The organism is Vibrio aestuarianus (genome assembly GCF_012395185.1).
In the GTDB taxonomy this organism is placed as follows: domain Bacteria; phylum Pseudomonadota; class Gammaproteobacteria; order Enterobacterales; family Vibrionaceae; genus Vibrio; species Vibrio aestuarianus.
Window position 1 is genome coordinate 64,339 of sequence record NZ_JAAZTU010000017.1, and the last position, 14,976, is coordinate 79,314.

The following is a 14,976-nucleotide window of genomic DNA, read 5'->3' on the forward strand; positions in this document are numbered from 1 at the left end:
AAGTTTTTGCCTGTGATTTTTTTGGGTTATCATAGGCAATCCTAAATAATGATGGTACATCATCCCTATGTTTGACAAACAGCGTTCTTATTGTTGTCCATTTTGGAAAGACCCTGAAACCTGCAATTGCGCATCTTGCTATAACCAAAGAGAATGGGATAGAAGCAGTGCCGCACTTAATGTCGCTGAAGCTAACAATTTTAGATCATCGGGAGCTGCAATTCCAAGTATGCAACCAATGCTTGAACCTGAACTGCCTAAAATGACGATGAAAGAAAGGCTAGAAGCACAAAGTAGGCAAAACCTTGCACAGCGTGAAAAGAATTGGAAATATGTACAAGCCAATAAAGAACGTTACGCCGCACAACGAGCGGACCAATTAGCTCGACAAGCTCAAGCTGCTTATGATCTTACAGAGAAAGAATGGAATAAAGACCTAAAGGAAGATTTAAAAGCCTATTTAGAGAAACGACATACACAGGTTTGTATTTTCACTGTCGATGATGCAGCTAAATGCGCGATAAACATTTGGCAGCAAAAAAATACAGATGGTGAAACTATTGGCACTGAAACATTGAAATTGTTAGAAGAGATTCATTCTAAATTTGATATCGGTGTTGGCCTTGTTGCTGCTACAAAAGTAACAAAAGCTCTGGGTGGTTTAGGGGTGACCGTCAAACAATACTTAGATGCTAAAGGCAAGGAAAAAATCATCATATCCAGCCTTTGGAATGATAAAAAAATGCACTATGCAGTTGTTAATGGTTTAAATATAAAGAAAAACCATCCATATCCAATATCTAATCCAACGGTAAAGCAATTAGGTGTTTTGGCAAAAGATACTGTGAATGGCTTTAAAAAAGGAGCGGTGTTAAGCATGATTATCTCCGCCGGAATAAACACAAACGAATTAGTATTTAATGATGATTATCATTTAGTTGATTGGTTTGGGCATGTTGGCAGTGATTTTTTCAAAGCTATGACCGTTCTTTCTACTAGTGCTTATGTGGTTAGCTTAACTGTAGGTTTGGGTATTGCTCTACCGATATTAGCAGGTGTTGTACTGTGGGTTGGTGTTGATTGGGCAATAAATGAAATTTGGGAATCATTTAAAATTGAAGATGCTATCGTTGAAGGATTGAAAAATGCCACAAATAGCGAATAAGCTTATATATTCATACGGTGCATTAGTGAGTTTAATTGGTTTACCCTTTGCACTTTACTTGAGTTTAGAAGACATTTTTAATGTTTATAAACTTAGTAGTAAAACCATAGAGTTAAGCTATTTTTTTGCTATTTCCCCCATCCTATTTTGGATTCTAAGTATTGTTATCGTAGGCACGTATTCATTATTTTTTAATACAAGAATGAAGCTTTCACAGCCCATGAGAAAGGCGATAGGCATATACATGCCTATCATTGCTGTTTCACTTTCTTTAGCTATGGGTATTTTCCTAAAACCGCTAATGACCGAACACTTGGTAACTAATGGGTATACATTGGAAAAAACTATTTCGGCTTCAGTACCATGGCGTTCTGACATTGATGTTTATACACGAAACGGCCAGTAATGATTGAATTAAAAGTACTAAAGTATCAATCGCATTTGTTGGAGGACAATATGGTTTGTTATGAGTCCTTAAAAGTGTAGCACCTACCTTAATGGTTAATATCTAAGATTACGTGGGTAAACTGAAAGAAAGCATAGTTCTTATAGGAGCAGTGTTTTCTTTTCTGATTGGGATCAAATAGGACGATGTTGGTAAGCTCATTTCTGCCCCGAAACGTTTCAGAGCGCGTCGTTTTCGATATAGAACTAGCTAATGTGCAAAGTATGCACATTGCTTATCAATCAACTACCGAGTATTCCTCGGTAGTTGAACTGTTGTAATTTTTGCAATGGTTGCCTGAGCAAAGATAAAGCTCAGTTGTAACTCGCGTTTGCCCTGCTCAAACTTATCGGATTATGTTGATAAACCAGCATCCCGTGATTGCCCAATCCATAAATGGTGCTATCGGTGGGCTGGGTGCTACGCCATTAGATTTTCACTTGAAAGTTAATGGCGCAGCTGTGGTCGTGGTGGGAGTATATTTTAGACAGGACCCATCTACATTTCAGTTGTTATCACATAGTCATGCATCATTCGTTCTACACTATTTACGTGCCGTAACATATCCGCATTCTTTAAGTAGAATTTGAACCTGTTCGCTTTCGTAGGAACTTTGCAAGGAGTTGTCCCTGAGTCAACTGCCCACCTTTCTAGCAATGACCAAGCAAATACGGCTTTTTCAACCACAACTAGGTCTTCATTGTTACCCATTCCAAACTCGATACGAATAGCTTCTTTTCCTTTATCATCGAGATTGGGGTGCAGGCTTAATTGGATCGGGATCAGTGTATTCCACTCACTATCATCATTAACTGATGATAGTGAGTCTTCATTAGTATGTGTTATTCTTTCAAAGCGCGAAAAATGGAAACTTTTGAATATTGAAAGATGAGGGGCTTCTTTAATATCTTTTGCTCGAAAAACCCAGTTTAAACCATCAAAGAAAACTGTAGAGGGCTCCAATGTCCGGATGTTACGATTATGACTATTAGCAGATATGTATTCTCCTACAACACGTTTTTTGTCTGTAATAGCCCTAGTAATTACAGCTACTGCATCTGGATCCAAATCGGTCTTCAAATCACAAGCTCGTTTATAATACAGGGATTTGTGACTATGTAGCTTATGGCGACAGAAACCTTCAAAATGCATTTCGAGGGCCTTACGGGCATCTATAGCAACCAAGGGGGAATAAGTATCGAGCTTGATCTGGTGAGACTTCGGGTGAATATTATTTTGTTGAGTAAGTTGTTTATACTCATTAAGGTCTTTTGTTGCTAAAGGCTCAGATACACCAAATTCATCTACTATTTCTGTCCTATATATTCTTCCACTAAATCTAACCTTAAAGTCGATAAACGCGAGTCGCACTGCTCTTGGTTGGTTACCGGTTTCTTCGATTAAGTCACTTATAGTGTACATTCTGTATGTCTCTTTCAGTTTGTTACCAACTAAATTTAACCATAGTATAGCAAAAAATAGAGTTTAATCCTGGTTATTGTTGGTGGTATTTAATTATTTAGAGTTAAAAAATTAATCCATGCAGGTTAATTTTTTAACTTTTGGTTGATCGCTGCTCAATTTTTATGGCATAGTAATAGTATGGTCAATGCTAGATAGCCTTGACCCAAGATACTTTATTTGAATTTGCAGGAGAACCGTATGGCAACTAACGGAAAAACAGGCGATAACCGACGTCATGGTATGGTTCGCGAACGTTCACAAACTCAAACACCTTCGGGTCATTGGGTCAAGCGTGATGCGAATACTGGGCGTTTTATGGATGTGAAGCAAGATGGCACACCATTCAAAGGCGTTCGTAAAGAAAAATAAAAAGGCACTTTCAGTAAAATACTAAAAGTGCCTTTTTACTAGCGAAGTGAGATGTAGTCGTCATTGGCGTGATCGATTACAAGACCCAACACTAAGAGGTCTCAGGTCTCTATAGAAACCCAATCGCTCGGTGAGAATTGCGATATTACCTTTCTATAGCTTTCACTTCAATCGTTGAGTTCCCTCTTTGTTAAGAAGTATGGAGGAATCTCTCATGAGTATTCGACCAAAACTCGTTGATGTTTGCGCGTATGTGCGTCGCCGTTTCGGCCGACTCGAAAACGTTTGTAAGCATAAACGTTCATACCCACGATAAGTGACATCAATTTAGTTTGGCGGGGTTACCTGCCCTATAGAAAGGTACAACACCTATGTTAGATCTACTGACAGATCCAATCGTGCTCGCGGTTCTAATTGGCCCGATCGCTGGCATTGTTTGGACAAAAATACTTAATGCAGACTCTCGCAACGGCGAGGGGCTGTCAAAGGGCCATGTTAGCGTCTCGAATAGCGGTACAATCACCGCGAGCGATGACAGTAATATCCAGATTGGTCATGGCAATAACGTTACCAATCATAACCATAACTACAACGGCGGCCAGCCACCGAAATCGCAAGTTGATGGTGAAGTGTTCCTCTTTGGAGTACTCGGGGTTATCGCTGCTATTCTCTACATTCGCCATCGAGAGTGGGCTCTCGGGTTTAGTCTATTCTTCCTTCTTTTCAATTCCGCTTTTACTCTCGGTTATTTTGAATCCAAGAATACAAAAGCTATTAAGGCCCTAGCCTATGGTGTTCTGTTTTACATTTTGTATTCCATCTATCGCTCCCCAATAGACCCTTACTACGTCAGTGTCGTCCAAGCGTTAAAAGGTCAAGGGCTAAAAGCATATATCGAGGCCATTCGTTTGGATCACCTTCCTTTCCACATTATTTTGACTGCAATAAGCCAAGCTGGAGCTATATGCCTTACGGTGTTTGCGTCTCATGCGATTCGAACAACATCTGTAGAGCAGAGGTTCCTAAACAATCTTCAAAAGATAGGTGTGATGGTCATAGCATTAGCAATGCCGTTGTATCTACTTAATTTTGAGGCTGTGAATGCCCAGATCATAACTTTTATAGGAAAAGCCATATGAAGTCATTATGGATAGTCATGTTTTCTTTGCTTCTTTCTGCTTGTTCGGCCTCGATCCCTAAAGAAATCGTTGAGCTGTCCTACAAAATGGATAAGGACATGACGCATGTCGAACAGGCCTATATGGACTTGGTTCGTCAGCACATGGCTGTTCTTAAAAAGCAGCGAGAAGACTACTTGTACAACGAGTGGGTGCCTGCATTGTTGGAAGACTGGATAGTCAAAGGAATGCTGATTGAAATGGCTCAGGGGAAAGTGGTCTATGACAACCAAGTAGATGATTTTGTTGCCGTGGATACGCCTAATAGGTTGGCTCAGTTAAATGGTGTGAAGGAATGGGCGCTTGTTGCTACTGAAGAAATAGAGGCTAAACGCCGTGAGCTCATAGTGCCATTGGAAAAGGCTGAGTCTGTAATGTTAGCTGATATACGCCAGAGTTTTACATTAATGAGACAGGGAAATCAGACCATTACTGCTCATCTTAATAGCATTCGAGAGGTGCAAGATGTGCAGCATGACCTGCTTGAAAGTGTCGATTTAGAGCAATTACGAAATAATATCAATCAACAACTTAGTGAGTTATCGAATCAGGCTTCTAAAGGCTTAGATAAGGTTCGTGAACTCGATCAGAAAGCACAACCTTACCTGGAGAAAGCCAAATGAGTATGAGAAACCGAATTAAGAAGTCTGTAGCCACCGCAAACAGTCAATTGGCAGAGCGAGAGCTTCAGTTATTGTTAGACACTCGTTTTGATCTAGAGACGTTAAGTCCTGCGATTAAAGACCATAGCCAATATCAAGCCTTGATGGATGTGATACAAACGGCATCCGAACGTAATTTGAGTGTGGCTGAGTTTGAAAGCAATGTTCGCCAACTTGGTGAAGAGACTTGGCTATTGGCAAAAGACATTATCAAAGCAGTTCGCTAGGAGGACTTATGCAAATCGATATGCACTATTACGGGACATATTGTGTGGCTCGCGCCGCAGGCTTAAACCGAGAGTCGGCTCATATTATTGCGACCGCAGCTCAGTTTGTAGACGACAACGCACAGCGAAACGGCATTGATTTAGCGGACGCTTCGGCTTGTCGAGTCGAAGCAACTGCGCATCACACTGCGGATGTAAGCAACATTGATCCTGAAGATCAAAGACAAGTTTGGGTGCCTTTCCATTTCTTACCGGGAAATGAAGGTAGTTCATTCACTGAGCGTTTGGTTTGTCGCAAAGACAGCGTGATTGCCCAGCAAATGTGTAAAAACCACTTGGAGCAGGCCACAAAACCTTATTTCCTTGAATTACTAGGGATAATGGCACACGTCTACGCTGACACATTCGCACACTACGGTTTCTCAGGGGTAAGCTCTCGTCACAATCAGGTAGTCAATGACTCTTTTGAGTTCAGAGATTTAGACGAGCAAATGGAAGCTTATGTTGTGGGTAAAAAGGACACCTTTTTTGAACGATTTACCCCCTTTGTTCGCAACATTAAATCTCACCTTGCTGAGGAGTTGTCTGGTGCCTTAGGTCATGGGGGCGTGGTGACATTTCCTGACAGGCCATACTTGAAGTGGCGTTTTGAATACGACAGTGGAAGCGATTCTGGTTGGAGAGATAATCCTGCGACTTTCCTAGAGTACTGTCAAAAGCTACATTCGATGCTTTCGGCATTACCAGTGGAATACATGGAGCCAGAACAGAAGCAGGATTGGTCAGTACTAGAGGGAAAAGTAGAAGCCGTCCTTGCGTTCCAAGCTAAGGGTAATGACCGTATCGAAAAGTGGAAACGTGAAGCTCAGTACGGTGAATTACTCAATATCGCGGAAGATATTCCAGAGTACCGAGATTGGAATGATGGGTTTGAAGCTCTTAGTCATGGAAGTAGTGCTGAGGCGATGGAGCATTCGATCTATCGTTATTATCAGGCGGCGTCTTACCATCGTTGGTATGTCTTGCGAGAGCTTTTGCCACAACATGGTTTGATGGTGAGTTAGGATATTTTGGCCCGTAGGAGCGGGCCAATAATACAATTTATTGGAGGGCAGCTTTAGGCATCCGTAGGATACGTTTTGAGCGTAAGATCCTGATTTAGTTAACTCGAATTACGCAGCAAAGTTTGGAAAGGCGCTGGTATCTCTTTAGATATAAGGGCTTCATGCTCTTGCCCTGCAAATTAAATGTAAACGAAGAGGTAAATTACTTTGACTACATCTGAGATGTTCCAGAGTTTTCTTGGAAATCTGACTATCAACAACGGTCAGGCGATAAGCGATAGGTACGGTGAGATTACGGCAAGTTTGAACAAAAAGTTTAGAGATACTGACTCGAAAACCGCCAACAGCCTTCAGGTTGGCTCCTATGGTCAATGGACAGGGATCCGAGGTATCTCTGACTTGGATATATTGCGGGTAAGTGGAACGACTATAAGGATGGCAAGCAGTCCAAGCTCCTTACTGATACCCGTGATGCTATCAAAGCCCGATACCCCAAAACTGAGGTAAAAGTAGATCGATTGGTTGTTCAGGTCGTTTACACGGACTTTATGGTTGAGGTTCAACCCGTGTTTGAGCAAGCAGATAGAAGTTTCAAGTACCCAGTGCAATCAAAGATCAAGTAATTTTTATTTTTACAGTATATATATATCAATTGGTTATGAGGTTGAGTTTTTTGGAGTACTTGTAGTCAAAGAGGTTATAGGTCAGCAGCTACTAACAGGTGATGGTGTTAAAGTGAGTTATCCACAGGTAGTGTGTTATATGCAACTTGAAATACCTTCCTAGAAGCACTATCTTGTGATCTGCACTGTGAATGACACAATATATAGTGTTTATCTGTGGAGTAAAAATTAACAGTTCTCTGATAAAGAAAACCCCCAACGGTTGTCAGGGGCTCACTTAAAGACAATCATCACCAACTAGGATGGATGTTCATCTAAACGTCGAACCCTTAGCTTAGCATCCATCCTGGTGAACATGAAATAGCTATCACCAATTTTTGGAGGCCTAGTTATGCCTAAAAATACCAAACAGACTTCAAGTGATGTGGCTTCACTTGCTTCTCAAACACTAAAGAACCCAAATGCTTCATCGATCGCAAAAGCGTTTGCTGGTTCGGCCTTATCACAAACTTCAACTTCCAGACAGACTAGCGCTGAAATGGAAAGTAGAGCCTCAAAGGCACTGCAGAGTGCTAAATACAGTGACGAAACGAAAACTCTCGCAGCTTCAGTTTTAGCTCAATCGAATAAAGCTCGGTAGGAAGCAACATGTCAAATCCACAGAAGAATGAACGCCTAGAAAAGCAAGTTCGAATTCTTAGTTTGAATGGCGGCGGTGCAAGGGGCCTGTTTACTATCAGCTTATTAGCTGAAGTTGAGAGAATTTTTGAAGAAAAACAAAGAGTTAAATGTTTTAAAGTTGGAGATTATTTTGATCTGATTACAGGTACTTCTATTGGTGGGATTCTGGCTTTGGGTTTGGCTTATGGAAAGAGCGCCAGAGAACTGGAAGATGTATTTAGAAAACAAGCAGGGCATATTTTTCCAGAGCAGAAATATCCACGTTTTTTCCCAGTTTTTCGCAGATGGTATCGACTGGCCAGAGGTCCACTTTATGACAGTAAGCCATTGGCTACAACGATAGCCAGTATGGTCGGTGAAGACAGCACTTTTAATGATCTGAAGTGTCGAGTTCTCATTCCTACAGTTAATCTTTCTACAGGTAAACCTCAGTTCTTCAAAACTCCCCATAACCCCGAATTTAACAGGGATGGCCGCCTCAAGTTAATTGATGCAGCTTTAGCTACTTCAGCTGCACCCACATATTTTGCTCCTCACTATTGTGAAGATTTGGATGCCTATTTTGCTGATGGAGGCTTGGTTGCAAACAATCCGAGTTTTATTGGCTTACATGAAGTTTTTCGCGATATGACGACAGATTTTCCTGAAACAAAGGTTAGTGATGTCAGGATACTCAACGTAGGTACCTTGGGGGAGGAGTATAGTCTCAGCCCTTCTAGTTTGGCAGGTAAAAGCGGTTATCTAGGATTATGGGGAATGGGAGAGCGGTTAGTTCTCAGTACCATGACGGCGAATCAGCAACTTCACAGAGCAATGTTGTTAAGAGAGTTAGCGACACATGACGCCATAGACAATCTCGTGTATCTGGATGACACAATACCTCATGAAGCTGCAAGTGACATTACATTGGATAACGCTTCTGAAAGCTCGCTCAGCAATTTAGCTAGTCGTGGTAGGCAATTAGCTACTGAAGAGTTCACTAAAAACAAAGCATTGGCAGATTTTTTCAAAGTACCTGCCCGCAAATTTAAATAAATTTTAGAGGAGAGTGAAAATGGCTTGGAACTTTCACCAGTACTATACAAACCGAAATGATGGCTTGATGGGTAAGCTAGTTCTTACAGACGAAGAGAAAAACAATCTTAAGGCGCTGCGCAAGATCATCCGGTTAAGAATACGAGATGTATTTGAAGAAGCTAAAGGTATTGCCAAGGCTGTGAAAAAAAGTGTTCTTACGTTTGAAATTATTCAGGAAAAGGTCTCAAAGACTAAAATCAAGCACCTGTCTGACAGCGATCAACGAGAGGTAGCTAAGCTTATTCACGAGATGGATGATGATGCCCGTGATGAGTTTTTGGGACTGACACCTCGCTTCTGGACTCAGGGAAGCTTCCAGTATGACACCCTGAATCGTCCGTTTCAGCCAGGTCAAGAAATGGATATTGATGATGGCACCTACATGCCAATGCCTATTTTTGAGTCAGAGCCTAAGATCGGTCACTCCTTATTAATTCTCCTTGTAGACGCCTCACTTAAGTCACTTGTAGCTGAAAACTATGGCTGGAAATTTGAACCTAAGCAGACTTGTGGGAGGATTAAGATTGAGGCAGAGAAAACACACATCGATGTGCCTATGTATGCTATCCCTAAAGATGAATTTATGAAAAAGCAAGTCGCTTTAAATGCAAATAGGTCATTTCTCGAAAGTGTTGCTTGTGAATCATATGTTTATGATTCGGATGATACTGATTCATATGAGGTAGATTCTGAGAATGTAAACCTCGCTCTTCGCGAAGGTGAGCGAAAATGGATTAATAGTGATCCCAAAATAGTTGAAGATTGGTTTAACGATAGCTGTGGACGAATTGGAAAACATCTTCGTAAGGTCTGTCGGTTTATGAAAGCATGGCGGGATGCACAATGGGATGTTGGAGGCCCATCATCGATAAGCCTCATGGCGGCAACGGTCAACATACTTGATAGAGTTTCTCATGATTCTTGTGATCTAGGAGAGACTATGAAGATAGTTGCTAAGAATCTTCCTGGTGAGTTTGCTAGAGGGGTAGAGAGTCCTGACGATACAGATGAAAAGCCACTCTTCCCACCTTCTTATAAGCATGGCCGTCGGGAGATGGACATTATGAGCAAACTAGAGCGTTTGCCAGAGATTCTGTCATCTGCTGAGTCAGCGGGCTCTAAGTTCGAGGCCTTGAAAATGATTAATATGGCGTTTGGGAATCGTGTTACTAATAGTGACCTTATTGTTTTGGCAAAGGCTCTGCCGGCTTTCGCTCAAGAACCTAGTTCAGCCTCGAAACCTGAAAAAATCAGCAGCACAATGGTAAGTGGCTGAAAGTGAAGCAGGAATTACATCATACATTACTGGGATGCGGATTTCGTTATACGCCGGCTAAACAAATGCCTAAAGGCATTCTGTTGGATACAAAAAGCCGACGCAAAGGCTACTACGTAAAAGAGTACTCGACTAAAGGTGGTGTATTTGTAATTGCTTTGGTTCTGTGGAATGACCCGCACATACAGTTACCCTTTGCATATATTCTGCAGCAACCCGAACAGTATAAAGGTCGACTACTGCCTCACATTAATTTCGGGTTTTACCTGTGCTATGTTGCTCAAATGGAGGCTGATTGGAACTCCAATGATCTAAAGTCAACTTATCAAGATGTGGATGAGCAAATACAGCTAACCTTGGATAACTCTGTCGCATCTGTCGAGAGTGGAACGTCAAATGATGTTGAGCTTGAAGGAGAGTTTAGTGCTTATTGGCAATCAGAAGAAGAGCTCTACCTGTTAGCTAAACCATCGAGAAAAGCTCAGTTAAAGGCTCATCTAGTAGAAGCTGAGCTAAGTAGTGGCTCTATCCGGAGAGAGTACGTAGCTGCTTGCTCTGAGCAAAGTGAAGAGTTAGTAAAATGGTTGAACCAAAGAAAGTTCGATGAAAGCTCCCTGCAAGAAGTGTCAATTACAACACATTGTATATCAGTAAAGCCGAACCGTTTGGCCGGTGTAAACTGGCCTCCATCTTGCCTTCGTGAGGTGTTAAGTTGGTTGAAGCTCGTTGATTGCTCTGCGCATGCTCGGACGGTTACTCTCTTGATGGCCAAGAGGACAAAACGTCACATATTGTTGTTTGATGTGGAGGGGCAAGATGAATTGGCCGTTTACTTGGAGCTGAATTTGGATGTTATTGGTAAGCGATACTTTGGTAGGAATGCCGCTAGAAAGCGGAACATAAACAATGAAGCGGCATTATTAGGTGGCAAGTTTGTGAGTGCCAACTTTAAGCGGCTAGGTGTGACCAGAGCTGATCGAGACACTCTACTAAGTCGTAATCAACCGCGACCAGACGTTGGAAATTTAAGTCATAAGCGTATTGCTCTTATTGGATGCGGTACCATAGGTGGATATTTGGCAGAACTGCTGCTGCGTAGTGGTGCTGGCTGCGGAGAAAATGACTTCCACCTTTATGATGATGATTCTTTCAAACCACACAATTTTGCTCGGCATTCTCTGACAGCTCACAACTTTGGTCTAGCGAAATCTATAGCTTTAGCCAATAGCCTGAAGGAAGCCGTCCATATCGCTCAGAGTATCAAAGGTATTGACAGACAGTTCCCTATCCAGGCAGATGTTCTATCGAAATATGACATTGTTATTGATGCAACAGGTCGCCCACCTGTTTCCAAACGTCTTGCGGCAGTGGCTAGGGCTCTAAGCGCAGATATTAGGCCTGTTCTTATTCATGCATTTAATGATGGTAATGGGCGGGCTTCAAAGGTTTTGGTTGATGATGGTCGCTGCTGTTATGGTTGTATGATGGCTGATCCAGCAGTTTATCGAAATAACATAGATCTTCGTTTTGAGGGCATTGATCTGGCAAAAGAGAAGCACATAAGTTGTGGGAGTACATATACATCATATGATGCTGCAGTAAGCCATATAACGGCGGCTTTAGCTCAGGAGGCCGTATTGAATACGCTAGAGTATACACTTCCCTGGAACTATAGTGAGCATATGTTAGATGGTTCTCGTTCGAAAAAGCCGAGAACTCTAAAGCACTTCTCAGGATGTAATATTTGTGATGAGTGATGTCGAACTTGTTTTCAAAGATGAGAGTGATTGCCTTGTTGTCATTATGGGACATGTAGTAACGCGATTACTGTTTTATCGTCAGCTCCATCATCTTACCCCTGAGTCTGCTGGTGTCCTTATAGGAGAGCGTAGAGGGCAACATTTGGTTGTTTGCGATATCTCTGAACCTGGGGCTGGCGACATTCGTCAGAGGAGCCGAGTTGATCGTCGAGGAGTTCACCATCAGTCACGAGTGAATGAGGCCTTTGAAAGATCTGCTGGTACTCATCTGTACCTTGGGGAGTGGCACACACACCCGGAAGATAGACCATTCCCCTCCGCGACAGATAGATATTCTTGGAGAAGAAATATTGTCTCCGACGAGTCTATGCTCTTACTGATAGTTGGTCGCAAGGGCTTTTGGCTTGGTAAGAAAGAAAGAGAGTTAATTACTGTATTTAAGAAAATCGAATCTTAGGTGTACTAATTCATTCACTGTACTTCGGAAGTTGTTCAATATCGGATTCAAGTTCTGAAATCTTGTACTGATACTGCTGAATCATTAAGGCGAGTTGGTTGTGTTGGCTCGCCATATTAGAGAGTTGTTCTTTTAAATCTTCTGTTTGCGATCGGTATTTTTCTTTCAGGCTTATTTCTTTTTTTAACCGTTCTCTTAAGCTGGAAATCTTATCTTCATATGCGTTTTGAGCTTTGGTTTTCGGTGAGTTTTGGATAGCTGAGTCTTTTATTTTTTGTACTATGTCTTTGTAGTAATAGGCAGAGCCATCGCCTAGCCCTGCTTCTTCTTCTACCGCTTTAACTGAAATCTTCCGCGCAGGATCAATGCGGTGAGTTTTTCCCGATAGGATTCTTTTTAGTGCTTGCTCTAGTTCAACCTTCGTAATTTGGGATTTGCTCATATTTACCGTTGCCTATCTCAAACCTTGTGAATGGAATCTGAAATTTGTGGAGAACTTTTTCAGCGGCTCTGATTTGGGTAATAAAATGTGAATACATGGAAGCGGTTAACGAACCGATTGCTTCCATATCAAGAACTTGTTTGCATACCCATTGATAGCGTTTGTTCCAGTTTTCAGCTTTTTCTTTATCTATGAGCTGATTTTCACAGCTCATACAGTTGGCTGGGGAACTAACCTTATGCATCTGGCATTCGTAGCCAGCCATACAGTAAGAGTGTAGCGTGCCTACAAGGGTTAATCGACCAGCTTTTACATGCCCATTAATCGCATCCCATGATTTATATTTTTTGTGAAGAGATATTCGGTTTTTATTGATTGAGCCGGCCATATGACCCATCAGTTGACCTGAATCCCAGCCTTTATACCATTCATGAATTTTTTGTGTCGTAGACTCTTGGATTACGTCATTGAGGAATGATTGAAGCTCTGTATCGATCTGTAGTGCTTTTATTTTGCTGGCAAGACCACCTTCTCCATACCATTCTGTTGTGGGTAGATCTAGGTGTTTGAACTGTTCTTTTATCGCAATATCGTGACAAAGGTTATGACGTTTTGAAAATACAGCAAAAGTTCTGCGTAGTTGATGAGTAGTTAATGGCCAGATATTACCAACTTTTAAATTCTCAGCGGCCCTTTGTGGCTCTCTATTGGGATTGATGAGACGAAACTCTTCAAGATCATCTTCAGTGATTATGGCATTTGCTTTTTGACATATGCGACGAAAATGTTTCCTCATATTATTGTCTTGTGTGATTACTGGTTTCTGTGATTTTCGTCCTTGTCCCAACCACAAGCATGAAGAGTTATACTCACTCATGGGATCTTCATCTTCTAACAACTGAATTCGCATGTATCTAGAAAGAGCTTCTGCAATATCAATGGCTTTTCCAGCTAGTTTAGTTGTTACCCACTCAGCAGGTTTTCCTCTTCCTTGGGTAAATTTATGATGCTCAGAGCGAAGAACGTAATATTTTCGACCATATATTTCTTTTTCTCTAAAGCTATTCGAGTTTAGACAATATAATTCTGAACGACGCATTCCTGTCAGAGCCCCACAGGTGATAAAGCAGACCGTTTGTAATTCAATAATTGCACTTTGGAGGTTGCGTGCATCTCTAGGAAGCTTATTGCCGAGAGGCGTATTTTCTAAATGAGCATCTATTATGGACTTATATTTTGAAGGCATATGTTTGTTGACTTCTACTCTGTAGTCATAAGAATCTTTGCTCATCCATTTCCAAATTCCACTTTCAATTTTTTCATCAACTCGCTTTTTTCCTTCGACGTAGTTCTCTCTTAAGTCATGTAATAGTTCGTGAAGTGCTTCTCTATATGGGTAGTATTCATCAATGATGTTAAAACAATAGCCGTATATCCTTTCCATTATTCTAGTTGGCATAGCATAAAATTGATTAGATCCTTCCTCTTTATTTTTTCCTGTTAATTCAAAGGAGAACTTAGTCGAATTTTGATCTGGTGGTATGGTGAATGTTATAGGAAGGTATCTACTAACTCTTTGTATACTGGTCAATGTATTATAGATTGCTGCTACTTGAGCATGCTGATAATTTTGGGATTGAAGGTGGTTACGAAATTCTAGAAAAACAATATTTGATGAAAGATCGTTAATAGAAGAAAAACCATTTTTTTCAATAAATTTATATACTTGAGATAGTTTTGAAAAGCGTGCGAGAAGTGTTGTTGGTTTAATAACTGCCCCTTTTCTATGATGACCGGATATGTAAAGCCATGAGAAACAGATAAGTTTCATCTCTCTAGCCAAGTTCTCATCTGAGAATGATGAAAATACAGTATGTTTTTTATGGACTATTCTGGTATCTAAGTAAGCGGAAAAGTTCCATTCTTCATCGCCAAAGTAGCTTTGAGGGCTTCCATCATATTTTTTAGTTACGACTACATTATCTAATTCTCTAAAATTTTTATTTACATACAACTCTATTACCTTTTTATATTCGGAAATGTTTTCTTTGAGTATATTTTTAGGTAGTTCAAACAATGGTGTCAT

At 41.1% G+C, this 14,976-nt stretch carries 15 protein-coding genes and 1 pseudogene; 13 read left to right on the forward strand and 3 right to left on the reverse strand.

The features are described 5' to 3' along the window. Positions 1-67 precede the first annotated feature (67 nt). Positions 68-1,165: a hypothetical protein gene (locus HGG78_RS10075; RefSeq protein ID WP_069573362.1), complete on the forward strand. Its 1,098-nt coding sequence runs from the start codon at positions 68-70 to the stop codon at positions 1,163-1,165. Then, positions 1,146-1,571 carry a hypothetical protein gene (locus HGG78_RS10080; RefSeq protein ID WP_172532801.1) on the forward strand — a complete coding sequence of 142 codons (426 nt, stop codon included), beginning with the start codon at positions 1,146-1,148 and terminating at the stop codon, positions 1,569-1,571. The genes HGG78_RS10075 and HGG78_RS10080 overlap by 20 nt, the downstream gene beginning before the upstream one ends. Positions 1,572-2,108: 537 nt before the next feature. Here the strand turns inward: HGG78_RS10080 and HGG78_RS10085 are convergent. Then, a complete protein-coding gene (locus HGG78_RS10085; RefSeq protein ID WP_172532802.1) occupies positions 2,109-3,032 on the reverse strand; it encodes a BrxR family helix-turn-helix transcriptional regulator in 924 nt (307 codons plus the stop codon). A gap of 240 nt (positions 3,033-3,272) precedes the next feature. Here HGG78_RS10085 and HGG78_RS10090 point away from each other — a divergent pair, with 240 nt between their 5' ends. The 11 genes and pseudogenes from HGG78_RS10090 (at position 3,273) to cap3 (ending at position 12,448) form a co-directional block, all read left to right on the forward strand. Further along, positions 3,273-3,443 (forward strand): hypothetical protein, encoded by a 171-nt coding sequence (locus HGG78_RS10090; RefSeq protein WP_016791538.1) that lies wholly within the window; start codon positions 3,273-3,275, stop codon positions 3,441-3,443. A gap of 371 nt (positions 3,444-3,814) precedes the next feature. Next, positions 3,815-4,582, forward strand: coding sequence for a hypothetical protein (locus HGG78_RS10095; RefSeq protein WP_172532803.1), 768 nt, complete (start codon positions 3,815-3,817; stop codon positions 4,580-4,582). Beyond that, positions 4,579-5,244 carry a hypothetical protein gene (locus HGG78_RS10100; RefSeq protein ID WP_172532804.1) on the forward strand — a complete coding sequence of 222 codons (666 nt, stop codon included), beginning with the start codon at positions 4,579-4,581 and terminating at the stop codon, positions 5,242-5,244. The genes HGG78_RS10095 and HGG78_RS10100 overlap by 4 nt, the downstream gene beginning before the upstream one ends. Beyond that, the gene (locus HGG78_RS10105; RefSeq protein WP_094133982.1) at positions 5,241-5,510 is read left to right on the forward strand and encodes a hypothetical protein; all 270 of its coding nucleotides are present in this window, start codon (positions 5,241-5,243) and stop codon (positions 5,508-5,510) included. The genes HGG78_RS10100 and HGG78_RS10105 overlap by 4 nt, the downstream gene beginning before the upstream one ends. Before the next feature lie 8 nt (positions 5,511-5,518). Continuing rightward, positions 5,519-6,574, forward strand: a complete 1,056-nt coding sequence (locus HGG78_RS10110) for a DUF6765 family protein (RefSeq protein WP_172532805.1) — start codon at positions 5,519-5,521, stop codon at positions 6,572-6,574. 222 nt (positions 6,575-6,796) lie between these two features. Then, positions 6,797-7,197 (forward strand): annotated as a pseudogene (locus HGG78_RS10115) (SMODS domain-containing nucleotidyltransferase). Positions 7,198-7,588: 391 nt separating this feature from the next. After that, positions 7,589-7,837, forward strand: coding sequence for a hypothetical protein (locus HGG78_RS10120; protein WP_001125698.1), 249 nt, complete (start codon positions 7,589-7,591; stop codon positions 7,835-7,837). 8 nt (positions 7,838-7,845) lie between these two features. Beyond that, entirely contained in the window at positions 7,846-8,913 is a 1,068-nt protein-coding gene (locus HGG78_RS10125; protein WP_172532806.1) for a CBASS cGAMP-activated phospholipase, read from the forward strand. 13 nt (positions 8,914-8,926) lie between these two features. Further along, a complete protein-coding gene (locus tag HGG78_RS10130; protein ID WP_172532807.1) occupies positions 8,927-10,231 on the forward strand; it encodes a CBASS cGAMP synthase in 1,305 nt (434 codons plus the stop codon). A 2-nt stretch (positions 10,232-10,233) separates the two neighbouring features. Continuing rightward, positions 10,234-11,988, forward strand: a complete 1,755-nt coding sequence (locus tag HGG78_RS10135) for an E2/UBC family protein (protein WP_172532808.1) — start codon at positions 10,234-10,236, stop codon at positions 11,986-11,988. Then, the gene (gene cap3, locus HGG78_RS10140) at positions 11,981-12,448 is read left to right on the forward strand and encodes a CBASS system CD-NTase/cGAS isopeptidase Cap3 (RefSeq protein WP_172532809.1); all 468 of its coding nucleotides are present in this window, start codon (positions 11,981-11,983) and stop codon (positions 12,446-12,448) included. The genes HGG78_RS10135 and cap3 overlap by 8 nt, the downstream gene beginning before the upstream one ends. A gap of 10 nt (positions 12,449-12,458) precedes the next feature. Here cap3 and HGG78_RS10145 read toward each other — a convergent pair whose 3' ends face one another. Then, positions 12,459-12,890, reverse strand: a complete 432-nt coding sequence (locus tag HGG78_RS10145; protein WP_094133978.1) for a hypothetical protein — start codon at positions 12,888-12,890, stop codon at positions 12,459-12,461. Continuing rightward, a complete protein-coding gene (locus tag HGG78_RS10150) occupies positions 12,862-14,976 on the reverse strand; it encodes an integrase (protein ID WP_172532810.1) in 2,115 nt (704 codons plus the stop codon). The genes HGG78_RS10145 and HGG78_RS10150 overlap by 29 nt, the downstream gene beginning before the upstream one ends.